This window comes from Pseudomonas sp. KBS0707, from assembly GCF_005937945.2.
GTDB lineage: Bacteria > Pseudomonadota > Gammaproteobacteria > Pseudomonadales > Pseudomonadaceae > Aquipseudomonas > Aquipseudomonas amygdali.
Genome location: NZ_CP041754.1, coordinates 3195085 through 3217695, shown reverse-complemented (window position 1 = coordinate 3217695; position 22611 = coordinate 3195085). Strand labels below are relative to the sequence as shown.

22 protein-coding genes and 1 pseudogene are annotated in these 22611 nt (G+C 59.0%); 9 read left to right on the top strand and 14 right to left on the bottom strand.

Annotated features, from left to right (window positions below; all coding sequences use genetic code 11):
- Nucleotides 1–61: 61 nt before the first annotated feature.
- The 3 genes from FFH21_RS15155 to FFH21_RS15145 are packed head-to-tail and all read left to right on the top strand — an operon-like array spanning nucleotide 62 to nucleotide 3543.
- A complete protein-coding gene (locus FFH21_RS15155) occupies nucleotides 62–2362 on the top strand; it encodes a TonB-dependent receptor (protein ID WP_011168822.1) in 2301 nt (766 codons plus the stop codon).
- Nucleotides 2363–2401: 39 nt separating this feature from the next.
- Nucleotides 2402–2797 carry a prepilin-type N-terminal cleavage/methylation domain-containing protein gene (locus FFH21_RS15150; RefSeq protein WP_011168821.1) on the top strand — a complete coding sequence of 132 codons (396 nt, stop codon included), beginning with the start codon at nucleotides 2402–2404 and terminating at the stop codon, nucleotides 2795–2797.
- 23 nt (nucleotides 2798–2820) lie between these two features.
- The gene (locus FFH21_RS15145; protein ID WP_019741675.1) at nucleotides 2821–3543 is read left to right on the top strand and encodes a general secretion pathway protein GspK; all 723 of its coding nucleotides are present in this window, start codon (nucleotides 2821–2823) and stop codon (nucleotides 3541–3543) included.
- A 95-nt stretch (nucleotides 3544–3638) separates the two neighbouring features.
- On the opposite strand, the gene FFH21_RS29995 is transcribed toward FFH21_RS15145, so the two are convergent.
- Nucleotides 3639–3965, bottom strand: a complete 327-nt coding sequence (locus tag FFH21_RS29995) for a hypothetical protein (protein WP_155007587.1) — start codon at nucleotides 3963–3965, stop codon at nucleotides 3639–3641.
- Between the two features lie 134 nt (nucleotides 3966–4099).
- On the opposite strand from FFH21_RS29995, the gene FFH21_RS15140 reads away from it, so the two are divergent.
- The 3 genes from FFH21_RS15140 to FFH21_RS15130 all read left to right on the top strand — a co-directional run bounded on the left by FFH21_RS15140 (nucleotide 4100) and on the right by FFH21_RS15130 (nucleotide 5711).
- Complete coding sequence (locus FFH21_RS15140; protein WP_004665081.1) at nucleotides 4100–4417, top strand: hypothetical protein; 318 nt, start codon at nucleotides 4100–4102, stop codon at nucleotides 4415–4417.
- Nucleotides 4418–4641: 224 nt separating this feature from the next.
- Nucleotides 4642–5160, top strand: coding sequence for a chalcone isomerase family protein (locus FFH21_RS15135; protein ID WP_019741673.1), 519 nt, complete (start codon nucleotides 4642–4644; stop codon nucleotides 5158–5160).
- 17 nt (nucleotides 5161–5177) lie between these two features.
- Nucleotides 5178–5711, top strand: coding sequence for a DUF3833 domain-containing protein (locus FFH21_RS15130; protein WP_011168816.1), 534 nt, complete (start codon nucleotides 5178–5180; stop codon nucleotides 5709–5711).
- A 39-nt stretch (nucleotides 5712–5750) separates the two neighbouring features.
- Here FFH21_RS15130 and moaA read toward each other — a convergent pair whose 3' ends face one another.
- The 9 genes from moaA to FFH21_RS15085 form a co-directional block, all read right to left on the bottom strand.
- Nucleotides 5751–6749 (bottom strand): GTP 3',8-cyclase MoaA, encoded by a 999-nt coding sequence (gene moaA / locus FFH21_RS15125; RefSeq protein ID WP_002553792.1) that lies wholly within the window; start codon nucleotides 6747–6749, stop codon nucleotides 5751–5753.
- 278 nt (nucleotides 6750–7027) lie between these two features.
- Entirely contained in the window at nucleotides 7028–8374 is a 1347-nt protein-coding gene (locus FFH21_RS15120) for a sodium:proton antiporter (protein ID WP_041924569.1), read from the bottom strand.
- 149 nt (nucleotides 8375–8523) lie between these two features.
- Complete coding sequence (locus FFH21_RS15115) at nucleotides 8524–9576, bottom strand: ABC transporter substrate-binding protein (RefSeq protein WP_011168814.1); 1053 nt, start codon at nucleotides 9574–9576, stop codon at nucleotides 8524–8526.
- Nucleotides 9573–10757: an FAD-binding oxidoreductase gene (locus FFH21_RS15110; protein WP_004658470.1), complete on the bottom strand. Its 1185-nt coding sequence runs from the start codon at nucleotides 10755–10757 to the stop codon at nucleotides 9573–9575. The genes FFH21_RS15115 and FFH21_RS15110 overlap by 4 nt, the downstream gene beginning before the upstream one ends.
- Nucleotides 10754–12145, bottom strand: a complete 1392-nt coding sequence (locus FFH21_RS15105) for an NAD(P)/FAD-dependent oxidoreductase (protein ID WP_011168813.1) — start codon at nucleotides 12143–12145, stop codon at nucleotides 10754–10756. The genes FFH21_RS15110 and FFH21_RS15105 overlap by 4 nt, the downstream gene beginning before the upstream one ends.
- The gene (locus FFH21_RS15100; RefSeq protein ID WP_011168812.1) at nucleotides 12142–12432 is read right to left on the bottom strand and encodes a (2Fe-2S)-binding protein; all 291 of its coding nucleotides are present in this window, start codon (nucleotides 12430–12432) and stop codon (nucleotides 12142–12144) included. Before FFH21_RS15100 ends, FFH21_RS15105 begins: the two co-directional genes overlap by 4 nt.
- 17 nt (nucleotides 12433–12449) lie before the next feature.
- Entirely contained in the window at nucleotides 12450–13244 is a 795-nt protein-coding gene (locus FFH21_RS15095; protein WP_011168811.1) for an ABC transporter permease, read from the bottom strand.
- A gap of 3 nt (nucleotides 13245–13247) precedes the next feature.
- Nucleotides 13248–14120 (bottom strand): ABC transporter permease, encoded by an 873-nt coding sequence (locus tag FFH21_RS15090; RefSeq protein ID WP_003317898.1) that lies wholly within the window; start codon nucleotides 14118–14120, stop codon nucleotides 13248–13250.
- Nucleotides 14117–15145, bottom strand: coding sequence for an ABC transporter ATP-binding protein (locus tag FFH21_RS15085; RefSeq protein ID WP_011168810.1), 1029 nt, complete (start codon nucleotides 15143–15145; stop codon nucleotides 14117–14119). Before FFH21_RS15085 ends, FFH21_RS15090 begins: the two co-directional genes overlap by 4 nt.
- 241 nt (nucleotides 15146–15386) lie before the next feature.
- Between FFH21_RS15085 and FFH21_RS15080 the strand changes: the two genes are divergently transcribed.
- The 3 genes and pseudogenes from FFH21_RS15080 to FFH21_RS15070 all read left to right on the top strand — a co-directional run bounded on the left by FFH21_RS15080 (nucleotide 15387) and on the right by FFH21_RS15070 (nucleotide 19980).
- Entirely contained in the window at nucleotides 15387–16226 is an 840-nt protein-coding gene (locus FFH21_RS15080; protein WP_004665088.1) for an IclR family transcriptional regulator, read from the top strand.
- A gap of 1042 nt (nucleotides 16227–17268) precedes the next feature.
- Nucleotides 17269–18048: pseudogene (locus FFH21_RS31055) on the top strand (methyl-accepting chemotaxis protein); the annotation flags it as partial.
- Nucleotides 18049–18486: 438 nt separating this feature from the next.
- Nucleotides 18487–19980, top strand: a complete 1494-nt coding sequence (locus tag FFH21_RS15070; protein WP_019740793.1) for a methyl-accepting chemotaxis protein — start codon at nucleotides 18487–18489, stop codon at nucleotides 19978–19980.
- Between the two features lie 62 nt (nucleotides 19981–20042).
- Here FFH21_RS15070 and FFH21_RS15065 read toward each other — a convergent pair whose 3' ends face one another.
- The 4 genes from FFH21_RS15065 to FFH21_RS15050 form a co-directional block, all read right to left on the bottom strand.
- Nucleotides 20043–21005, bottom strand: coding sequence for a class I SAM-dependent methyltransferase (locus FFH21_RS15065; protein WP_011168808.1), 963 nt, complete (start codon nucleotides 21003–21005; stop codon nucleotides 20043–20045).
- Nucleotides 21006–21070: 65 nt separating this feature from the next.
- Nucleotides 21071–21775 carry a YoaK family protein gene (locus FFH21_RS15060; RefSeq protein ID WP_004667683.1) on the bottom strand — a complete coding sequence of 235 codons (705 nt, stop codon included), beginning with the start codon at nucleotides 21773–21775 and terminating at the stop codon, nucleotides 21071–21073.
- Nucleotides 21776–21826: 51 nt separating this feature from the next.
- The gene (locus FFH21_RS15055) at nucleotides 21827–22054 is read right to left on the bottom strand and encodes a hypothetical protein (protein ID WP_054073206.1); all 228 of its coding nucleotides are present in this window, start codon (nucleotides 22052–22054) and stop codon (nucleotides 21827–21829) included.
- 130 nt (nucleotides 22055–22184) lie between these two features.
- Nucleotides 22185–22526 carry an FKBP-type peptidyl-prolyl cis-trans isomerase gene (locus FFH21_RS15050; RefSeq protein WP_002553777.1) on the bottom strand — a complete coding sequence of 114 codons (342 nt, stop codon included), beginning with the start codon at nucleotides 22524–22526 and terminating at the stop codon, nucleotides 22185–22187.
- Nucleotides 22527–22611 lie beyond the last annotated feature (85 nt).

Genomic DNA, 22611 nt, shown 5'->3' with positions numbered 1-22611 from the left:
TCCGATTAATAAACGCGGGACCAGAGCCTGCTGACTTCTTACGCCTTCAGGAAACGTTTTCATGATCATGCTATCGACTGCGCGTGCGTCACGTTTTCCCCTTCAACGACTGGTGTTACTGATCGGACTGCATGCACTGAGCCTGGCGAGCTATGCACAGGACACCGCGACGCCGACAGACTCGGCTCAGGAGCCCGCCACCGGCGCAGCGGATACCACGCTCGGTACTGTTTCAGTGATTGGCCAGGGGGAAACGCGCCAGGTACAGCGTGTCGATGAAAAGGACATCAAGGCCTATTCGGCGGGCACCAATCCGATGAAGGTGCTCCAGCGTCTTGCCGGGGTCAGCTTTCAAGCCGGCGACCCGCTCGGGCGTGAAGAAAGCAGTCAGCGCATCAGCCTGCGTGGCTTCGACATGCATCATCTGGGCTACACACTGGATGGCGTGACGCTGGGCAACATGAGTTTCGCCAATTTCAACGGCCTGAGCATCACCCGCGCAATCATCGCGGAAAATATCGCCAAGAGCGAAGTCGCGGCCGGTATCGGTGCGCTGGGCACTGCCTCCAACAGCAACCTGGGCGGCACAATCGCGTTCACCAGTTCAAACCCCGAAAAGGAGTTTGGCGCGCGCCTTTCGCAAACCCTGGGCAGCTATGACACCACGCGCACGTATGTGCGCGTTGATACCGGCGAATACAACGGGCTGGCGGCTTATGTGTCAGGTGAAAAATACGATGCCGACGCATGGAAAGGTCATGACAACCCGCAGGAATCCGACGCGCTCAACGCCAAGGTCACCTACGATTTCGACGCTAATCACCTGAGCTTCTATCACAGCACCTCAACGCACAACGAGGCCAACCTGCCTTCCATGTCGAGCAGCATGATCAGGCGTCTGGGGTACAACTGGAGCTACTACACGCCGGACTGGACCCGGGCTGTGAACGCCGCCAACGGTATATTCACCGGCGGTGTCACCCGTGCGGGAGACGCGACTTATAACGGCAGCAGTTTGCGTGATGATGAGCTGGACATCCTCAGTGGCAACTTTTCCCTCAGTGATGATCTGTTGCTGGATGCCACGGTTTATCACCACCACGACTCGGGGCGGGGCAACTCTTATTATCCATTCGTGTACACCAGTGGCAGTACGACCGTACCCACCAACTCCATTCGCAGCACGGTCTACGGTATCAACCGCTCGGGTTTCCAGACCTCGCTGACTTACTTTCTGAGTCAGCACGAAATTCAGGGTGGGTTCTGGATTCAGTCGAACAAGAATGACGTCTCCCGCTACCTGTTCGACCCGACCGGCACGGCACCGCAGAATCACATCGTGAGAACCAAGGGTTTGCCGCAGGTCGCGACCATTCTTTCTCAGGATTACAACGACCTGACTCGGCAATTCTATCTGCGCGACAGCTACACCTTGCTCGACGACCGCCTGAAACTCGAGTTCGGTGCCAAGAACACAGTCACTACCTCGACGGTGGAAGGCAAGGGTGGCGGTTACGCCAGTGGTTCGCTGCAGGCGCGAGACCGTTTCCTGCCGCAACTGGGGGCGACCTACAAGCTTGATGATCAGGATGAGGTGTTTACCTCCTACTCGGAGAACGTCGCCGCCTTCCCCAGTGGCGGCTACGGCCCGTTTTTCACCACTCAGACGGCAGTTGACGCGGCAGGCGGGTTCAAGAACCTCAAACCGGAAACCTCAAAGACGGTTGAAGTGGGTGTGCGTCGCAGCAACGCGCTTTATTCAACCTCGGCCGCGGTCTACAATACCCGGTTCGACAACCGCCTGGTGGCGATTACCAATTGCACCGGGATCGTGATCTGCCAGAACAGCGTGGCCAACGTCGGCTCGGTGACCAGCCGAGGCCTGGAACTGACCTTCGCACTGACCCCGGACGAGAACTGGAGCTGGTCCAACACAGCGTCCTATAACCACAGCACCTACGACGATGATTATCAGAGCGGTACCAGCGAGGTGCATGTCAAAGGCAGGACGGTGGTCGACACGCCCAGGCTGATGTATTCAAGCAGTCTGGACTGGCATTGGCAGCAATGGAACGCAGGCCTGCAGGGCAGCTACATGAGCAAGCGTTATTACACCTACACCAACGACTCGAGCGTTGCTGGCTATTGGCTGGCCAACACCATGCTGGGCTACGACTTCGGCAAGTTGGGCGCGGTCAAGGACACCACCTTGTCGCTGAACGTAGTGAACCTTTTCGACAAGCGCTACGTCTCGACTATCAACACGGACGCCAGTGCTGCGAGTGACCCCACTGGCGACTTGCAGATACTTCAGATAGGCAACCCGCGCAGTGCGTTCGTGACCATGGCGGTTCGCCTTTAACGCATCGTCCTGGAGGACCCGCCCCCGAGGCTGAACCGCATGTGTGAGAGCCGAGCCGACCCCGCGCGCTACCAGCGTGGGTTCACCTTGCTGGAGATGCTTGCCGCATTGACCCTTATGGCCATTTGCAGCACGGTCGTGCTGGTCGCCTTCGGCCAGAGCGTGCATTCCCTGTCGCAGGCCGAGCAGAGCGACCGCCTGACCGAAGCCGCCATGAGCGTGATGGATCAGGAAGCAGCAGGGCCGTTGGCTGACGGTATCCGCCAGGGCAGTCTGGGTGGCGGTATCGACTGGCAACTGAGCGTCGCCCGGCAACCGACACGTCAAGGCCAACTGCGCCTGTTTCGCCTGGACCTGACGGTAAGCGACGCCCGGCATCAGGCGCGTTTCATTACCTTGAGACTGCGTCCGGCGACTGATCAGGTGCACCTGTGAATCCCCAACGATGGCGTGTGTGCATGATGCAGCAGCGTGGCATTGCATTGCTGGTGGTGCTTTGGGTCATGGCCTTGTTCAGCCTGCTGCTGGGGTCACTGGCCGGCTGGGTGCAACTGGAAAATCGCCAGGCGCTGCATCTTCGCCAGCACAGCCAGGCACTGCTGGCCGCAGAGGCTGGCGTCGAGCTGGCGGTGCAGGCCCTGGCTGACCCTGTGCAGCGCAAAAAGTGGGTCGCCGACGGACGTGAAATAGCCCTGACATTCGACGACACGCAGCTCTACGTCAGCCTGCACAGCGAGAACGGCAAGCTCTACCTGAACAACGCCCAAGCGGAAGACTTTTCCCGTCTGGCAATGGCGTGCGGCGCGAGTCAGGCACAAGCCAGTCAGATAGCCAGTGAACTCGAAGTTCGGCGAAATAACGGCCAGCCGCCATTTCGCTTGCTTGAAGAAGTTCGGCAACTGCCGAGCATGACGCAAGCGCTGTATAGCAGGCTGTTGCCTGAAATCACGCTGTGGAGCGGCTTCGACCGACCTGATCCGGCCTTCGCAAGCCCGCTGATGCGCATGGCACTCAATCTGCCAACAGGAAACGCGGTGGGCGTCGATCCTGGGGAGGTGTTGGTGATCGAGAGCCGCGCGCGGAGGGCAGAGGGGTCTATGGCGCGTCTGCAAGTGACGGTGTTGTTGAATTCGATGGAGGGGCGAGGCAAGGCCTATACGGTGTTGCGGTGGGAGGAGTGAGGCGGGATTGCAGGCTGAGCAAGAGCCTTGAACATCCGTAATATCTGCCTGGAGCAGTGACTATTCAGTCAGTTTTTAACGTAACTACAAGCCCCTCATACAATTATGTAGTTATATAAAATATTCACTACATAATCGTTGACGTACCCGTTTTCCTTTTGCATTATGCAGCTGTCTCCCCGATCGGGAGCGCTGCAAAGTGTATTGAACAGGCTCGGCAAGCCGTCGAGATGTTCCCGGATGTAGGCTGCCCATAAGGCAGATTGATGGAGCTGAACTGGCATTTGTCGTCGATAAGGGCGAGAAGCTGGCGAAACGTCCTCATGATGCTTGTAATGGATCGATTGCCGATCCTGGGTCAGGTCTTTGGGTTTCGTGACTTCTTCTCTCTGCGCTGATGCCGCTGTGTAGCGGCTCTTCATCAAGGCTACCTGCATGTCCTTGAGGGGCTGGAGCGACATTCGACCAACACTTACGTGTGTTGCATTGACGACGCTCTGGCGCATGAACTTGATGTATCAATTATTGAACGGTCTACGAGCGAAGGAGCATCAACATGAATATCAACAAGCAACCGACTATTGATGAACTGGCTCGTCTGTTTGCAGTATGCAAAGACACGCTGGACAACCACATCGTATGGATTGCCGATTCGGGTGAAGTCCATGTCGACGCCATGTCGCCATTCACCCAGGAAGACGAATTCCGTGACGCTCATCCACAGATGCGCACTGCGCTGAAGATGTTTCGCCGCAGTCAGGGTTATGTCGGCAAAAAAGCAGCGGCCGACCGCACATATGTGGAAAATACGCTGCAGGCGCTGAAAGGCGAATGGCAAAAGAGCCGTCTGCAGGCACACTCTCAGGTCGCCTGAATTCAAGGTGCGATAAGTATTGAGCCCTGAAGCCTGTTCCCGAACCTGATCGGGAGCAGGCTTTTTTATTTTCAGCGCCCGAAAGGGTAATTGCCTTATTGGTTGTACAAAGTGTTTTTGCTGGTATAGATTCCGGCCATGAGTCAGTTATCTGGCTTCTCTCATTCCCGGCCTGCCGATGCTTTCATGGCAGCGCCTGCACCTGACCTACACAGAGGTTGCCGATGCGTGCGCCACGATGGCTATGGTTGGTGATGTTGCTCAGCGCTGGCGCTTCGGCGGATTGGCGGGAGGCATTGCCCAATGCCCAGATTGTCGGTGGCGGTGATCTCAGCCTGTTCGGCTTTCGTGTCTACACGGCCAGGTTGCTTAGTCCCGCCAAGCCCTTTGTAGCGAGTGCGCCGCTGGCTCTTGAGTTGACTTACCATCGCGATATTGACCGCGAAGATCTGGTCGATGCCAGTATCGATGAGATCAAGCGTATTTCCGGGTCGAAGGTGAACGATCAGCAACTGGCGCAATGGCGTCAGCAAATGAACCAGTCATTTGTCGATGTTAAGCCGGGCATGAAGATTACCGGGGTTTACCTGCCCGGCCGCGAAGCGCGTTTCTATGTCGGCGACAAACTCCAGCATGTCGTGCCCGACGAGCAGTTCGCCAAGGCTTTCTTTTCCATCTGGCTTGACCCGAAAACCCGTAACCCCGAGCTGCGTGAGCAGTTGCTCGGCAGTACCGGCTCATGACCCATCAAGGAGGGCGCATGCTGAGAAAGTGGATGTTGATGTTGTTTGCGGGGCTTGTACTGAGCGGCTGCGGCGGTGTGCCGGTAACCCGTTACAGTCAGGAAGAGCCCAAGCTCGATCTGCGCCATTACTTCACCGGGCGTGTCGAGGCCTGGGGAATGTTTCAAAAGCGCTCCGGTGAAGTCACCAAGCGCTTTACCGTGGTGATCGACGGGCACAGTGAAGGCGAAGTGCTGGTCATGCACGAGGCCTTCAGCTACAGCGATGGCACCAAGCAGGTCCGGGAGTGGCGTTTGCGTCCTGACGGCCCGGGACGCTGGAAGGGCACGGCAGGTGACGTGGTTGGCGAGGCCTATGGCGAGGTGTCAGGAAACAGCCTCCACTGGAACTATGTGCTCAGGTTGCTGGTGGACGGCACCGAGTATGACGTGAGCCTGGATGACTGGATGTACCTGATCGACAAGCAGACCATGGCCAATCGTTCGTCGATGACCAAGCTGGGTGTCGAAGTCGGGCAGATCACCTTGTTCTTTCGCAAGGCCGGCAAATAAGTAACGCCTCGTATGAGGCGTTATCCTTCAAGGCGGCTGTCAGCCGCCCGTCATATTCATGAAGCGCACCACCTGCACGCCATCGTCGTGGGTGAAGTTGTGGCTCCACGGCTTGATTTGCATCGCATCGATGATGGCTTTTTCGAGTTTCTCAGGCTGACCGGGATTGGCGCGCAGTACCGCTTTCAAGTCCACGGAGTGCTCGTTGCCCAGGCACAGCAGCAAGCGGCCTTCGACCGTCAGGCGCACGCGATTGCAGGTGCCGCAGAAGTTATGGCTGTGCGGTGAGATAAAGCCAATGCGAATGCCTGGTGCTTCGGCCAGACGCCAGTAGCGCGACGGCCCCTGGGTCGAGTCGGTGGAAGGCACTAGCGTGTAACGTTCGGCAATGCGCTCGCGAACCTGATCGCTGGAGTAGAAGGATTCGGCACGGCTGTGCTCGCTGATGATGCCCAGCGGCATCTCTTCGATGAACGAGACATCCAGATTGCGATCGATGGCGAACGCCAGCAGGTCGTTGATCTCGTGATCATTGCGACCATGCATTACCACGCAGTTGAGCTTGGTGTGCACAAAACCGGCGGCATTGGCGGCGTCGATACCGGCAATGACCTTGTGCAGATCACCCGTGCGGGTCAGCTCGCGAAAACGTTGCGGGTCGAGGCTGTCCAGGCTGATGTTCAAACGGGTGACGCCCGCCTTGAACAGCGGTGCGGCCAGTTTGTCCAGTTGTGAACCGTTGGTGGTCATGCACAGTTCGCGCAGGCCGGGCAGGGCGGCGATCTTTTCGCACAGACCCACGACGCCCGAGCGTACCAGTGGCTCACCGCCGGTAAGACGAATTTTACGCGTACCCAGCGCCACGAAGCGCTCGGCTACCTGAAGGATTTCCTCCAGCGACAGAATCTGTTGCCGAGGCAAAAACGTCATCTCTTCGGCCATGCAGTACACGCAGCGGAAATCGCACCGGTCGGTGACCGACATGCGCAGATAATCGACTTTACGTGCAAAGCGGTCCATCAGGACGGGTTCTGACATTTCACCTTCTAAATGATCGAGAGAGCTGTATTCCAGGTTTGGAGGCCAGCGTGCTACAGGGGTTCAGCTCTTTTGCAAGGTGCAGCATCCGGGTCTTTGCGCAGGCTGGCAAAGTGCCCAAGCCTGCTCACATATTAGCTGCACGCGTCAAGCTTTGCACTGGCGGCTATGCACCTGCTACATGGCCGCCACGCTACCGAGTCGAAATGCCGCAGTCCAATTGCTTCTTCCAATACCCTCATCGACCTCATCTATGGCCCTTTGCCGTAGCAGGCCTGTTAATCAGGGTTTGCGGCGGCGCTGCGCTCGTAACGTTCCAGCAAAGGCTGGATGCTGATGCCGTGTACCAGAATGCTCAGCGCTACGACCGAAAGTGTCATGCCGATCACAACATGGCCGACATCGTGTGCCAGACCGTGTGACAACGCAAAACACAGGTAATAAAGACTGCCGATCCCACGAATACCGAACCATCCAACCAGTGCTTTTTGTCGGACGTTGAGCAGGTGACGACTCACCAGCAACCAAACGCTGGCAGGACGAATCACGCAGAACAGCGCGATACCCAGACCAATCGCGCGCCAGTCCCAGTACATTGCCAGCGCAGCGCCCAGCAGGGTGATCAGCAACACTTCCATCGCGCGTTCCACCAGGCTGCCGAACGCGAGCATATCGCCCATCATTACCCCGGCAGCCAGTTGCGAGTCGCTCATGTCTTCGCCCTGCGCTACTGTGCCCTGTTCGAGGGACGCAGTCATATGCCCCAGGACCGGTTGCGCGACATGCTCCGATGGCAGCTCTGAGCGCGTGACACGTACTTCAGCCTGACGCAGCCCGAATCCGGCGGCAAAGACCGAAAGAAAACCGAAGGCTCCCACACCTTGTGCGACCACGTAGGCCAGGGCGATCAATGCCAGCGCCAGAAAGTCATTGGGTGATGTGGTGCTGTCGGCGTTCTTGATGCGCAGAAAGATCATCAGATGGCCAACGCCGCGGCCCATGCCGTAACCAATCAACAAACCGGCCGGAACCGCCCAGATCAGGTCCTTGATCAGCCATCCCTGGACCCAGTCGCTCATTGCGCCCCCGGAACTCAGGTACAGCAAGGCAAAGATCACGAACGGAAACGCCGTCCCGTCGTTGAGGCCCGCTTCGCCGGACAGACCAAACCGCAGGCGATCCTGGTCCTGGGCGTTGTTCACCTGGACCATCCCGGCCAGTACAGGGTCGGTCGGCGACAGCATGGCACCGAGCAGCAACGACACGCCCCAATCCAGGCCGATGATGTAGTGCCCCGCGACCGTCACGCCAGCAATGGTCGCCAGCATCACTGGCCCGGCCAGCCAGTAGGCAGAGTGCCAGGCCTTGCCGCGCAGGGGCAGGCGCAACTTGATGCCCGTCCCGAACAGGGAAAACAGCACCGCTACCTCGGTCAGACGCTCCAGCCATTCGTAGGATTTTTCGAAATCCAGATTGACGATATCCAGGCCCATCGGCCCGATGCCAAAGCCGAATCCCAGGCACACCGCTGACGTGGTGACCGGCATCCAGCGCAGGTACGAGGACGTGAGCGCCAATAGCATCAAGAGCACGCCAAGCATGCCCATGCAGACAATAAAACTCATAAAGAAAGAACCACCGTTAAATGCGCCCGAAGAAGAGGGCGTAACGGTGGGACTCTCTTGTGCGGTAATAAGTTGAAATAATTTGCCGGGCGGTGATCAGCCGGCGCTTGCCTGTAAATGGCACGGCCTTTTGACCTTGCCGCTTGCGGCTAGCGCTCGATACTGCGGCTCCAGCGTGCGTTCCACTCGGGGCGGATCTGGTTGACTTGATCCCAGTCGATGGTCACCGCTGTTTCCAGGTACTTCTCCATGGCCTCGACCTGCGCGCGCGTCTTCTCGGAGGTCGGGGTTTTCGGGTTTGACGGGATCTGATCGCCGAATTCCAGCGCAGGTGCCTGTGCTTCCGGTGTCAGCAGATAGGCCGCCAGTTTCTGGGCCAGCTCTGGCTGGTTGTTATTGGAGATTGCACATTCAGCCACGTTCAACACTACGCCGCCTTCCTTGGGCGAGGCGTACTCCACCGGCACGCCCTTGATCTTCAAGGCGGTCACCTGCGTCGGCGTCAGCGGGAACAGCGCGGCTTCATCGGTTTGCACCATTTCCGAGATCTTTGCCGAACTGGCGATGTATTCCAGCACGTTCGGTCCAATGGTCTTCGGCCAGGCCTTGAAGCCTGGCTCGACGTCTTTCTCGCTGCCGCCCTGGATACGGTTGAACATCAGAAAGCCATGCAGGCCGAAGGTCGAGGAGGCCAGTGACTGGAACACCACCTTGTCCTTGAAACGTTTGTCGGCCAGGTCCATCCATGAGGTGGGCGCGCTCCAGCCCTTTTCCTTGAACATCCGCGTGTTGTAGGCAAGGCCGGTTACACCCAGGCTGACAGCCGCTGCCTGGTCCTTGATTTTGGCCTTGGCAGGCAGGTCAGCCAGACTGGCGCTGGGCTGCAGGGCGTCACACAGGCCCATGGAAATAGCCCGGTACATGATGCCGTCGTCGAGAAAAATCACATGCATCTGCGGGTTGTCTTTACTCGCCTGCACCTTGGCGAGGATGTCGGCCGAGGTGCCGGGCACGATCACCACCTTGACGTTGTTGGCCTTCTCGAAAGCGGGCAGCACCTGATCGGCATACAGGCGCTCCATGGTTCCGCCGTTCATGCCCAGGTACAGCGTGGTTTCGGCCTGGGCAGGCAACGACACGAGTGCGGCCGCCAAGGGCAGGCATGACAAGCCGGTGAGGGCGAGACGTTTGGTGCTTTTCATAGGGACGACCTTCCTCTGTGCAATGGGATGACGTTCGTAGCGGGTTCTATCTCTGTGGGTTGGCTAGCTGCCTGGCGGAAGCGGCCGATGGAAAAGGCCTCGAGCGAGATCGTTGAGGCACCGCCGCAGACCCATTCGGCCAGCGCTTCGCCCGCTGCCGGGCCGATCTGAAAGCCTGCCCCGGCAAAGCCGAAGCCGTGCAGCAGGCCTGGTCTTGTCAGGCTCGGGCCCAACACCGGTTCGCGATCAGGCAGGTAGCCTTCAGTGCCGCTCCAGGTGCGAATGGCCTGGGCGCCGGCCAATGGCGGGTAGAGTTCGACGGCGTTGCGCAGAATGTCGAGCACTGCCGCCTGTCCCGGCCTGGCATGCGCAGGGCCGAGGGCAAAGCCTTGTCCGCCGCCCAGCACGCAATTGCCGCGTGCCACCTGCCGGGCATAGATGCCGCCGCCTTCGACACCGGTGCTGACGTCCATGAACATCGGCAGTGGTTCTGTCACCAGCATCGCCGGATGCCCCGAATACATCGGCACCGGTTCGTTGAATTGTGCCGCCAGCGCTCCTGCCCAGGCGCCAGCGCAATTCAGTAGCCAGGGGGCTCGCAGTGTCAGGCCGCTGGCGGTCGTGACGATGAAGGCGTTGCCGTCGTGACTGACTTCGCTGACCGGCGCCTGCTCGAATACCTGAGCGCCCGCCCGGCGGGCTGCGCGGGCAAAGGCGGGCGATACCAGACGCGGATTGGCGTGCCCGTCGTCGGCGCATAGCGATGCACCGACGGCGACATCGCCCGCCCAAGGGTAACGGGCGCGCAGTTGCTCTCGATCCAGCAGTTGCAAATCCAGCCCGAACCCCTGACTGGCTTCGGCGTAGCTGCGCAGCGCATCCATGTCCTGCTCGCTGCGCGCCAGTTTGAGGTGGCCGGAGCGCTGGTATTCGCCGTCGATACCGATCAGATCGCACAGGCCGCTCCAGATCTGATGCGCCCGTTGCGACAAGGGCAGTTGCGACAAGGGCCTGCCCTGACGGCGCACGCCGCCATAATTGACGCCGCTGGAGTGCGAGCCGCAAAAGTCGCGCTCCAGCAAGGCGACACGCTTGCCCTTCAGTGCAAGCGCCAAGGCTGCCGACGAGCCGACAATGCCGCCGCCGATGACAATCGCATCGCTTTCAATCAGCGTGCTCATGGTTGTGTCTCCGCTGATTGCTTGTCCACGGGCAGCATCTCCAGGCCGAACGGCAATGGCTTGATCGGAGCCTGGCCGCGTAGACGGCCGACCTGCTCAACTGGCCGGCCGCTCTCGCGGGCGATGATCTCGGCGGCTGCCAGGCCGCACATCCGGCCCTGACAGCGGCCCATACCGACCCGGCACATGGCCTTGACCCGGTTGATCTCCCAATGGCCGTCCTGCACGGTGGTACGAATATCGCCCGCAGAGACTTCTTCACAGCGGCACACCAGCGTGTCATCCGTTACATTGGCAGCCCAGTCTTCGGGGAACGGGAAAACGGTTTCCAGCCCGTGGCGGAAGCGTTCGATGCGTTGCAGTGCGGTTTGCAGGTCACTGATACGCACGGCGTCGACGGTGACACCGCTGTCTTGCAGCAGCCCGAGCGCGGCCAGTTCTCCGGCCATTTCCGCCGCGTCTGCGCCCATGATTCCAGCACCGTCGCCTGCCAGATACACGTCTGGCACGCTGCTGCGCCCACAGTCATCGCGAATGGGCAGCCACGCTCGGTTAAGCGGGCTCCAACCGAATTCACAGCCGAGCAGGTCGGCCAGTTGTGTCTCGCTGCGCAGTGCATGGGCAAAGGCTACTGCGTCGCAGGCCAGTTGGCCTGATTGGCCGTTGCGTTGCCAGTGAATGCCGTCTACGCGTTTGTCACCGTTGATGCGTGTGAGGTGTGCGCCCTGGTGCACGGGAGTGCCATGCGCACTCAGCCACGCGCGGTAATACAGGCCCTTGGCAAGGGTTGCCGGTTGGCCGAGCAGCGCAGGCAGCGCCTTGCATTGGGCTGAAAACGGCGCGCTGTCGAGCACCGCCAGCACGTTCGCGCCAGCCTTGGCGTATTGATAGGCGACCAGATACAGCAAGGGGCCGCTGCCGCAAAACACCACGCGTTCGCCAATCGCACAGCCCTGATATTTAAGTGCGATCTGCGCTGCACCCAGGCTATACACGCCGGGCAGTGTCCAGCCGGGCACTGGCAGAATGCGGTCGGTGGCACCTGTGGCGACAATCAGTCGGGTGAAATCCAGGGTTGCGACTGTTCCGTTGTGCAGGGTATCGAGTTGATTGCCTTCGACGTTCCACACCAGCGTCTGCGTTCGGTAGTCGATCTGTGTTGTCAGTGCATCGAGTGCCTGATGCAGTGCAACGGCCTTGCCGCTTTCAAAGCCGTAAAGCGCCTTGGCCGAACGCTGGAAATTCTCTGGCTGGCGACGATAGATCTGCCCGCCGCCGCGCAGACCTTCGTCGATCAGGCAGGCTTTGACACCGTGCTCCAGCAGCGTCTGGGCAGCGCGAATCCCGGCTGGGCCGGCGCCGATAATGGCAACGCGGTCTTTGCTCATGGCCGCCGCCCCGGTTCACGAATAATCGCCTGGCCAGCTTCCAGCAGCGTCGAACAGGCACGCACTCGCTGGCCGTTGCCGAGTCTTACCCAGCAGTCCTGGCAGGCGCCCATCATGCAGAACCCGGCGCGCGGCTCGGCACTGAAGTCACTGCCGCGCAGGTGCTCACTGGCGGTCAATAACGCAGTCAGCACGGTGTCGCCCAACAGACCATTGGCCGGTTGCCCATCGAGGGTGAAGGGCAGAACGGGGCGATCATGTTCAGCCAGTCGTTTCAGCAATGCCATAACGTGAAAGCTCCGGATCAGTGTTTGCCGACCAGCACCCGATCCAGCCCATAGACCCGGTCGAGCAGGATCATGGTGGCGGCGGTGAGGGCGATGACCAGTGCCGATACGGCGGCCATCATCGGGTCGATGGATTCGGTGGCGTAGACATACATGCGCACCGGCAGGGTCTGCGTCGCGGGCGATGTAACGAAGATCGACAGCGTGACTTCATCGAAACTGTTGATGAACGCCAGTAACCAGCCGCCTGCCACGCCTGGCAGAATCATTGGCAGGGTGATCTGCCGAAACAGCGTGAAACGGTCGGCCCCCAGAGACTCGGCGGCGTGCTCGGCGCTGCGGTCGATACCGATCGCCGCCGCCAGCACCAGACGCAGTACGTAAGGCGTGATGACCAGCACGTGGGCGAAGATCAGCCAGGTGAAGCTGCCGTTTACGCCCATCAGCGCAAACAGGCGCAGCATCGCCACCCCCAGCACCAGGTGCGGAATGATGATCGGCGAAAGAAACAGCGCATTGAAAAAGTTGCGGCCCGGAAATGTATGGCGGGTGATCGCCAGCGCAGCAGGCACCGCGATCAACGTCGCCAGTGTTGCGGATACAAACGCCAGAATCAGGCTGTTGTAGAACGAGTCGATAAAGTCGGCGCGTTCGAACACCGCCCTGAACCAGCGCAGCGAGAAGTCGGTAGTGGGCAGGCTAAGGGTGTTTTCCGGGGTAAACGCCACCAGGCACACCACCACCAGCGGGGCCATCATGAAGATCACTACCAGCGCATGAAACGACAGGGCCAAAGGACCGTTCTTGGACATGGATCATTCCCCCAGAGTTTTTTTGTAGCGGCCTTCGATCATGCGGTTCCACGACAGCATGACCAGCAGGTTGACCAACAGCAGCGCCACGGCAAGGGTTGCGCCCATCGGCCAGTTCAACTCCGAGAGGTACTGGTCGTAGATCACCGTGGCGACCATTTTCAGACGTCGTCCGCCGAGCAGGCCGGGAATGGCGAACGAACTGGCGGCCAGGCCGAACACGATCAGCGAGCCGGACAGCACGCCGGGCATGACCTGCGGCAGCACGATCAGGCGCATGACTTTCGCCTGGCTGGCGCCCAGCGACAGCGCGGCCTGCTCGGCGGTGGGGTCGAGCTTCTGCAGCGAGGTCCAGACCGGAATGATCATGAACGGCAACATGACGTGGACCAGCGCAATGACCACGGCAAACGGGGTGTACAGCAGTTTCACCGGGCGACCGCCCATGAACTGGATGACCTGATTGATCAGGCCGTCCGCGCCCAGCAGCAGGCTCCAGCCGAACGCCCGGACCACCACCGAGATCAGCAGCGGCGTGAGAATCAGGATCAGGAAGATCGAGCGCCACGGCGTGCCCATGCGGCTGAGAATGTAGGCTTCGGGGACGCCGATCAGCACGCACAGCAGGGTGACCAGCGCGCTGATCCAGAAGGTGCGCAGGAAGATTTCATAGAAATACGAGTCGGTGACCACGGCCATATAGTTGGCCAGCGTGTAGCTGTCGCTTTTCACCCCGACCTGATAGTCGAATACGTTGAACGACAGCACCAGAGTCAGCCCCAGGGGCAACACCAGCAAGCCGATATACAGCGCCAGCGCCGGAGCCGACAGCCAATAGCCGCGACCGCCCTGACGCATTTCGCTCAGCAGGCTCATGCGCGCACCTCGTCGGCATCCAGCACGCGCAGCAACTCGGTGGGCCAGTCCATGTCGACCGCTGCGCCTTGTTCCAGCGGCGCTTGGCCATCGTTACGGCGTACAACCGTCACTTCGCCAATTCTGGTCTGGATGCGATACAGCCACTGGCTGCCAAGAAAGTAACGGGTGACGATGCGCCCGGACAGTCGTCCGCAGCCAGGTGCTACAAGATCGATCTTCTCGGGACGCAGGCTGAGGGTCAGGCTGCCATCGCCGGGCACCTGACGAATCTGCGGGATGCCGCTGCTGTCCAGATCTCCCTGCAACATGTTGGCCTTGCCGACGAAACCCGAGATGAAGCGTGTACGCGGGTGTTCGTAGAGCTTGTAAGGCTCGTCGATCTGGGTGATACGACCGGCCTGCATCACCACCACCCGATCGCTGATCGACAGGGCTTCGGCCTGATCATGGGTGACCATCAGCATGGTAATGCCGACTTCGTTCTGAATGCGGCGGATTTCGAACTGCATCTCTTCGCGCAGGTTGGCATCCAGGTTGGACAGCGGCTCGTCGAGCAGCAGTACTGGCGGCTCGATGACCAGTGCGCGGGCCAATGCGACCCGCTGGCGCTGCCCACCGGACAACTCGCGCGGATAGCGCTCGGCATGCTGACCGAGGCGCACCAGCTCCAGCACCCGTTTGACACGCGGGTGCAACTCGGCGGCAGGCACCTTGCGCATACGCAGGCCAAACGCAACGTTGTCAGCCACAGTCATGTGCGGAAACAGCGCATAGCTTTGGAACACTACGCCGAGGCCCCGGCTGCTGGGTTTGGCGTGAGTGATGTCGCGCCCGTCGAGCACAATGCGTCCGTCACTGACTTCAACGAAGCCGGCGATCATTTGCAGAGTGGTGGTCTTGCCGCAGCCGGAAGGGCCGAGCAGTGAAACGAATTCGCCCTTGTCGACGGCCAGGTTCGTGGCGACCACAGCGTCTATGGAACCGTAGCGTTTGGAGAGACCTTCGAGCTGCAGAAATGCCATGCCTGCTTCCACCTGTGTGCATGCGCGCCGAGGCACGCGTTTGTCATGGGCAGATGCGAAATGAAGTCATGCAGTTCTGTGGACGTTGGTGCTCGCTCTGAGTCGGCTACCGTTGATTGTTCAAATCGCCCCTGTGGACTGAGAGTAGGTCGAAGGCTAGGATGGGCTCAACAAGGAATTTCACTGAATAACATCTTTCTTCAAATTAATTCTTTCAGTGGAAAAATAGCGAGCTATATTCATGAATAATTCTACTGATCGGAATACTGATTCTGCGCAAGTGGGCGTCGGCGCGGTGTCGCGTCTGTTCGCCGTATTGCGTTGCCTGGGCGATTGCGACGAGGGCGGCGAGCGGGTCACACAACTCGCCCAGCGTGTCGGGCTCTCGCAACCCACCACGCACCGCTTGCTGCGCAGCCTGATGGATGAGGGCATGGTCGAGCAGGACCTGCTCAGCAAGCGCTATCGGTTGAGCATCGAATTCTTTGCGCTGGCCGCCAAGGCGGGCAACACCGGCAATCTGCGCGACGTGGTACGCCCAAGTCTGTTACGCCTGTCTGCATCGCTGGGCGACTCGCTGTTTCTGCTGGCACGCAGTGGCTTTGACGCGATCTGTCTGGACCGCAGTGAGGGCCCGTACCCGATTCGCACGTTCACCGGCGACATTGGTGGCCGTGTTGCGTTGGGCGTGGGGCAGGGCAGTCTGGCGATTCTCGCGTTTCTTCCCGAGGACGAGCGGGAAACGGTGATTGCCTACAACCTGCCACGGCTCAAGGATTTTCACCTGTACGACGAGGTGTTTCTGCGTTCAGAGGTCGAAAACGTGCGCCGCCTCGGCTACGCCGGGCGCAACACCGGCGCGCTACCGGGCATGGCCGGGCTGGCCGTGCCGATCCTGGACCGCAGCGGCCGGGCAGTGGCAGCGCTCAGCGTGGCAACTATCTCCGACCGGTTGGGGCCTGACCGCCTGATGACCTTGGTAGAACTGCTCAAGCGTGAAGCCACGGCCATCAGTGCCAGAATCAATCCCTTCGATCCTTCGCTGCGACGGCCCAGCCAGGTATTCGGGCAGGCGGATTAGATCTTTTACTCTCTTTTTGGCGTTTTTTTGACGTATTTCTGACATTTATACCGACTGTCGCTGTTTTTAAAGAAAAATTGGCGCAAGCCGATGATGATCTCATAGAGCACACGTGCCGGGCTGTCTGGCTCGGCCGTAAGGAATGAAGCTCGTCATATTCTGCGTGCTGACGCAGACCCGCTTTTCTCCAGAGATCATCATGATGTCGAAATCCCTGAGGCTCCAAATCCTTGGCTTGCTTGGCGGTAGTCTTGTACTGGTGCTGATCATTGCGCTGGCCTGTTTCAACTTCCTGTCCGGTAACGTGCAGTCCTATCGCAGTCTTCTTGAAGGTCCGGTCCGTGCCTCGCAGTTGGTTGATGAGGCCAACCTGCAATTCAAGGTTCAGGTCCAGGAGTGGAAAAACGTTCTGTTGCGCGGCAAGGCATCGGCAGACCGCGACAAATTCTGGGGGCAATTCGAAGAGCAGGAACGCAAGGTGCAAAGGACGTTGGGCCTGCTGGCAGAAATGGAAGGCACCGATCAATCGTTGAAAAGCCAGGTGCAGGCACTGCAGCAGGCGCACCGCACATTGGGCACTGCCTATCGCACTGGCCGTGATGCATTCATCGCGGCGGGCAACGATGCTTCTGCTGGCGACGCCGCAGTCAAAGGCGTAGACCTTCCGACGAGCGAGCAGATGGCCAGCCTGGTTGATCAACTGCACAAGTCCAGCGATGCCCAGTCGGTTGCAATCAGTCAGCAAGCCGACCGCACGATCCTGACTGGTGCCGTTGTAATGCTCGTTTCTGCGCTGTTTGTAGGCCTGCTTGCCCTGTGGATTGTCAATCGCAATCTGGTTGCGCCGATTCGCATGCTTATCGAATACGTCGCCCAGTTGAGTGAAGGGAAGATGGCATTCAGCTCGCCGCCAGCAGTATCGAGGTCGGTGGTACTGCGCTTGAGGCGACTGAAAGTATCTGCCAGAAAATCACGTAGCGTGTTCGCTGCGACGGCCAGACGGCCGAGTTCGTCCTGGCGCGTCACATCAACGCGTGCAGCCATTGCCGAATTAATGGCTCAGGGCACTCACGAGCAATTTGAGCGTACCGATCAGGTCGCTACCGCGATGACCGAAATGTCCGCTACTGCCCAGGAAGTTGCCCGCCATGCGGCATATGCTGCACGGGCTGCGGATGAGGCTGACCAAAGCGCGCAGGACGGTGAGAAAGTCATGCAGTCGACCATCGCCACCATCACCCGGATGCGCAGTGAGATTTCCTCTACGGCCAACGTCATTCAGCGCCTGGAAACAGACAGTGGTCGTATCGGCAAGGTGCTTGAGGTGATTCGCGGGATCGCTGATCAGACCAATTTACTGGCGCTCAATGCCGCCATCGAGGCTGCGCGGGCAGGTGAAGCCGGGCGCGGTTTTGCCGTGGTGGCTGACGAAGTCCGGACATTGGCACAACGTACCGCAGTATCCACGGCCGAGATCAATCAGATCATTAATTCAGTGCAGACCGGCGCAAGCGACGCGGTGCAGGCCATTCAGGGCGGTCAGGCGCGCAGCGAAGAGAGTGTCGAGCAGGTTACACATGCTGGCGCAACACTGCAGCGCATTACCGTGGCAGTCGAAAATATTCGCGACATGAATCGCCAGATAGCGACTGCTGCCGAAGAGCAGACTTCTGTAGCAGAGGACATCTCGCGCAACCTGACTGAAATCACCGCAATCGCGGTGACCAATCAGGACAACGTCAAACGTACCCAGAACGCCAGCCATGAACTGAAAGGCCTTTCAGCTGGCCTTAACGATGTGATCTCGCGCTTGAGCGCGTGATCCGCTTAACAGTGTTACCGCTCTCCGGTCATGGAGAGAGGTAACACTGCAGGTGTTATTTGTCAGTATAAACAGAGCATCAAGCGTTACGGGATTTACCCTGATGAGGTAGTAATACTAAAAGCATAGTCTCAACTGAGAAGTCTGACTATTGGTGGGTTTAAAGCACTATTAAAGGCGTTATGTGGTGCCAGGAGTTTTTGCACTAAACAGTAGGTTTTTTATTTTTAAATCATTAAAGTGATGTTGGGGTGCCATCATTTGTGCATGGTTCCCGCCCTACCGTTGTGACAGCAAGGGGATCTATAAAATGCCAATAAGAAATATAGGTTTGAACTTGAGGGTGCTTCTCAGCTTCGGCATTATTTGCCTGCTGCTTGCCGGGGTTGGCACGAACGCAGTCTTTAAAATGAACGGGTACACCAGTCCGCCGACCAGTTGCAGCCAAACTGGCTGCCCAGCGTCAGACAGGCTGGACGCATAGAGACGGCGGGCCTGTTGTATCGCCTCGACGCGCGACGTTTTGTGATGGATGACCAGCGGCAGTCGCCGGAGTCTGTCAATAAGCTGAACGGATTGAAGAATGCCTTACTGCAAACAGCCGACACTTACGGCTCGCTGGTGTCGAGCCCACAGGAAGAACAGGTCTGGAAACAAGTCAAAGCCGATGCGCGGGCCTACAGCGACAAGATCGACCAGCTGGTTGAACTTAGCAAAAGCAAATCCGACAGCGAACTATTCGTATTTATCCGTGATATTACCAGCCCGCAGGCGAAGGCCTTGCAGTCATCTATAGAACAATTGATCGAAGTCAACGTCAAGGGTGCAGAACAATCAGGGGCCATAGCAGACAAAAACTATGACAGTGGACTAACCGTCACCCTTACACTTGTTGTTCTGGCCGTGATTATTACCCTGATTGTTGCCACTTTATTCACCCGCAGCATCGCCAGACCCGTTCAGGCATTGCTCGAGTCGACACGCAAAATCGCCGAGGGCGACTTGCGTACCACGGTGGAAGTCAACGGGGCCGATGAGCTGACCGAACTGCAAAAAGCCACTGCAACCATGCTCTCAAGCCTCATGGGCACCATTCAGCACATCTCCGATGCTTCGGGCCTGTTGGCGTCGGCTGCTGAAGAAATGAGCTCCATCACTCAGGACTCCACACAAGGTATCCAACGCCAGACGATGGAAACCGAGCAGGCCGCCACGGCGGTCAACCAGATGACCGCAGCCATTGAAGAAGTTGCACGCAATGCGGTCGCTGCTTCGACCTCCACGCAAGCCTGTGAAAAGTCTGCGCAGACCGGCCAGGATTGCGTCGGCCAGACCATCGCTGCGCTGGAAAAACTCAGTACCACAGTGGACAAGACTGGAGTTGAAGTAGAAGGACTGGCCCATCAGGCGCAGGATATCGCCAAGGTGGTCGATGTCATCCGCGCGATTGCCGAGCAGACCAATCTGCTGGCGCTCAACGCCGCTATCGAAGCCGCCCGCGCGGGTGAACAGGGTCGTGGATTTGCCGTGGTCGCCGATGAGGTCAGGGCGCTGGCCCATCGTACTCAGACGTCTACCCAGGAAATAGAACAGATGATCCAGGGTATTCAGAAAAACTCCAGCGGTGCCGTCCAGTCGATGAAGCAGAGCAATGCGGAAACCGACGCGACGTTGCTGATTGCTCAGCAGGCTGATGTTGCAATCAGGGATATCACCACATCGATCAGCCACATCAATGAGCGCAACCTGATGATTGCAACGGCTTCGGAGCAGCAAGCGCATGTTGCCCGCTCTGTCGATGAGAACCTGGTGAGCATTCGCGATTTGTCAGTCCAGAGCTCTTCTGCCTCCAGCCAGACCTCCACAGCCAGTCAGGAGCTGTCCCGCCTGGCTGTGGATCTGAGTCGCCTGGTATCGAGGTTTTCAGTCTGATCCAAACCCGGTCCGAGCACGGGCCACTGTTTTGAAGGCTTGATTGAAAGTCGTTACGGTGTTCACGCCCACCCTGTGCGACTCAAGCCTTCAGCCTTGAACACCAAAGCCTTCAGGCCGCCATCGAGCCGCGCATCCGGGAATTCCGGCGGGTTCTCCAGGCGTTGCTCGAAGCGGAGGCACGGTGCCTCGATTGCCGTGTGCTGGATCAGAAAGTCCGGCCCCAGCGCCGGATCGTTCATGCATGCCAGCACCGAACCGTCTTCATCCAGCAACTCTGGCAGACGGCGCAGGACTCGCTGGTAGTCCTTGTCGAGCATGAAGCTGCCTTTCTGGAAAGACGGCGGGTCAATGATAATCAGGTCGTAAGGGCCGGAGCGGGTGACTTTGGCCCATGACTTGAACAGGTCATGCCCGAGAAAGGTCACCCGGCCCAGGTCCTGATCATTGAGCCGGTGATTCTCACGACCGCGATTCAATGCCGCGCGGGCCATGTCCAGGTTCACTATATGGTCTGCACCACCGGCAAGGGCGGCGACCGAGAAGCCGCAGGTGTAGGCGAACAGATTCAGGATGCGCTTGCCCTTTGCCTGGGCCTGCACCCATTCGCGGCCATAGCGCATGTCCAGAAACAGACCGCTGTTCTGCTTCTTGCCGAAATCGACTTTATAACGCAGGCCATTTTCGGTGATCACCCATTCATCGACGACCTCGCCGGTCAGCCATTGCGTAGTGCTTTGCGGCAGATAGCTGTGTTGCAACAACAGGGTATGGGCCTGACTTTGTTGCCACTGCGGCGTTTCGATCAACTCGTTCAACAGCTGCGTCAGAGCTGCCAGTTCGGGCTCAAGAGGCTCTTTGAACAGCGAGACCAGCACCACGCCCTGCATCCAGTCGACGGTAATGTGCTCCAGCCCCGGCCATACGCGACCACGGCCATGAAACAGGCGGCGGGTTTCAGTCGGAACGTTGTTCAGGGCGGCGAGTAGATGCTGTTGCAGGATGGCGAGTGCTTCAGGGGTCATGACGAAGGTCGGTTATGAAAGGCGGCGTATGGTAAACGTATTTCAGCAGATGGGAATCGCAGGGTTCAGCGAGGCATGTACCGACGTTGCCAGCGATGCGGGATTTTCAATGAAAGCAGCCCCAGCAATGCCGACAGGCTGCCGCTGATCAACAGGGCATTAAGCCCCAGGCGTTGTTCAAGCAGTGCGCCGATGACCGCCCCGATGAACATGCCAACCCACGGCACCAGTTGCACGCGCCAGCCATCCCGGCGCTCGCCCAGTATCCAGCGGCCCAGGCCACGCCCGAAACGCGACAACGCGCCGGTTACGTAGGTCAGGCCGACCGGCAGCCCGTTGACCTGTTCCACGGCGGCGTTGAGCATACCCATCGCCAGAATGGCCCAGATCAGTGCGAGCATATTGCTTTCCAGCGGCCATGCGGCTGCGGCGCACAGCAGCGTGGCGATCCCCAGCAGCAGGGGCAGGGCGCGCCGGCCGCCAAGCCGTGCAACGACGACGCCCAGCGCATTGCCGGCAATAAAGGCGAAGATGGCGAGTGCCAGGCGAAGGGTCACGCTCAGGTCGCCGGCACTGATCGCGACGGCAAGCCGGGTGGTGTTGCCACTCATGAACGAAACGAAGTCGCCGGTCGCCATGAAACCGATGGCGTCGGTCATGCCCGCCAGAACCGAAAGGCTCGCCACCAGGCACATGCCGACCCGGCCACGCCATTTCTGCATGTTGAGGTGCCTGGGGCTGGCGCTGATTCTGGCGGGCTGTGGCAGCATCGAAGGCCCTCTGGACCAATGGAAGCGCGTCTGATCGTTGGTTTCAGCGGTTCATAGTGGCTTGGCGCGTACGATTCGCTTGGCCCTGACCTCATCGGCATAGGCCTTGAGCTGATCGGCATCGCTGTAAAGGCGGTTGACCATCTGCAGTACTGCCGTCACGTCGACATCTTTCATTTGCGAGGCGAGTTTGAGAATTTCTTCCGCCGTCTTTTCCAGATTGGTTGCTGTCCCTTTCAGGTGCCGCTTTAGCTCCTGAGTCGACTTATTGAGCGCCATACGTGTTCCTGTGCCAAGACCTTGAATTCCATACCCGGAGCATGGCTTTTTCCGCGATAACAAGCAATCAGGCTTATGCCTGTCAGCCAAGGTCATCGGCCGATTCAAGGCGATCTGCAAGGCAGCCCGCTCAATCGTCGCGGGTCAGCACTTCCAGCAGCTCTATTTCAAACGTCAGGTCGGCACCCGGTTTGATGTGCGCGCCCATCGTTCTGTCGCCATAGGCCAGGTGGGCAGGCACGAACAGTTTGCGTTTGCCGCCCACCTTCATGCCCATAAGGCCCTGATCCCAGCCCTTGATAACGCGTCCAGTGCCGATCACGCACTGAAACGGCTTGCCACGCTGGTGAGAGGAATCAAAGACAGTGCCGTCTTCGAGGGTTCCGGTGTAATGCGTGGTGATCAGCGCACCTTTGACCGCTTCCTTGCCTTCGCCGGGATGCAGGTCGGTAATCTGTAATTCTTTGCTCATTACAAGGCTTCCGTTTTTAGCGCGCTCAATGAATGCCGAGAGCGTGCATTTTCGCAGCGCTTTCTCGCAGAAAAGCACGCCTGTG

Excerpts from the sequence above, each read along its gene's own strand:
- FFH21_RS15155 (WP_011168822.1), top strand. The coding sequence starts at position 62 with ATGATCATGCTATCGACTGCGCGTGCGTCACGTTTTCCCCTTCAACGA.
- FFH21_RS15150 (WP_011168821.1), top strand. The coding sequence starts at position 2,402 with ATGTGTGAGAGCCGAGCCGACCCCGCGCGCTACCAGCGTGGGTTCACC.
- FFH21_RS15145 (WP_019741675.1), top strand. The coding sequence starts at position 2,821 with ATGATGCAGCAGCGTGGCATTGCATTGCTGGTGGTGCTTTGGGTCATG.
- FFH21_RS29995 (WP_155007587.1), bottom strand. The coding sequence starts at position 3,965 with ATGAAGAGCCGCTACACAGCGGCATCAGCGCAGAGAGAAGAAGTCACG.
- FFH21_RS15140 (WP_004665081.1), top strand. The coding sequence starts at position 4,100 with ATGAATATCAACAAGCAACCGACTATTGATGAACTGGCTCGTCTGTTT.
- FFH21_RS15135 (WP_019741673.1), top strand. The coding sequence starts at position 4,642 with ATGCGTGCGCCACGATGGCTATGGTTGGTGATGTTGCTCAGCGCTGGC.
- FFH21_RS15130 (WP_011168816.1), top strand. The coding sequence starts at position 5,178 with ATGCTGAGAAAGTGGATGTTGATGTTGTTTGCGGGGCTTGTACTGAGC.
- moaA (WP_002553792.1), bottom strand. The coding sequence starts at position 6,749 with ATGTCAGAACCCGTCCTGATGGACCGCTTTGCACGTAAAGTCGATTAT.
- FFH21_RS15120 (WP_041924569.1), bottom strand. The coding sequence starts at position 8,374 with ATGAGTTTTATTGTCTGCATGGGCATGCTTGGCGTGCTCTTGATGCTA.
- FFH21_RS15115 (WP_011168814.1), bottom strand. The coding sequence starts at position 9,576 with ATGAAAAGCACCAAACGTCTCGCCCTCACCGGCTTGTCATGCCTGCCC.
- FFH21_RS15110 (WP_004658470.1), bottom strand. The coding sequence starts at position 10,757 with ATGAGCACGCTGATTGAAAGCGATGCGATTGTCATCGGCGGCGGCATT.
- FFH21_RS15105 (WP_011168813.1), bottom strand. The coding sequence starts at position 12,145 with ATGAGCAAAGACCGCGTTGCCATTATCGGCGCCGGCCCAGCCGGGATT.
- FFH21_RS15100 (WP_011168812.1), bottom strand. The coding sequence starts at position 12,432 with ATGGCATTGCTGAAACGACTGGCTGAACATGATCGCCCCGTTCTGCCC.
- FFH21_RS15095 (WP_011168811.1), bottom strand. The coding sequence starts at position 13,244 with ATGTCCAAGAACGGTCCTTTGGCCCTGTCGTTTCATGCGCTGGTAGTG.
- FFH21_RS15090 (WP_003317898.1), bottom strand. The coding sequence starts at position 14,120 with ATGAGCCTGCTGAGCGAAATGCGTCAGGGCGGTCGCGGCTATTGGCTG.
- FFH21_RS15085 (WP_011168810.1), bottom strand. The coding sequence starts at position 15,145 with ATGGCATTTCTGCAGCTCGAAGGTCTCTCCAAACGCTACGGTTCCATA.
- FFH21_RS15080 (WP_004665088.1), top strand. The coding sequence starts at position 15,387 with ATGAATAATTCTACTGATCGGAATACTGATTCTGCGCAAGTGGGCGTC.
- FFH21_RS15065 (WP_011168808.1), bottom strand. The coding sequence starts at position 21,005 with ATGACCCCTGAAGCACTCGCCATCCTGCAACAGCATCTACTCGCCGCC.
- FFH21_RS15060 (WP_004667683.1), bottom strand. The coding sequence starts at position 21,775 with ATGCTGCCACAGCCCGCCAGAATCAGCGCCAGCCCCAGGCACCTCAAC.
- FFH21_RS15055 (WP_054073206.1), bottom strand. The coding sequence starts at position 22,054 with ATGGCGCTCAATAAGTCGACTCAGGAGCTAAAGCGGCACCTGAAAGGG.
- FFH21_RS15050 (WP_002553777.1), bottom strand. The coding sequence starts at position 22,526 with ATGAGCAAAGAATTACAGATTACCGACCTGCATCCCGGCGAAGGCAAG.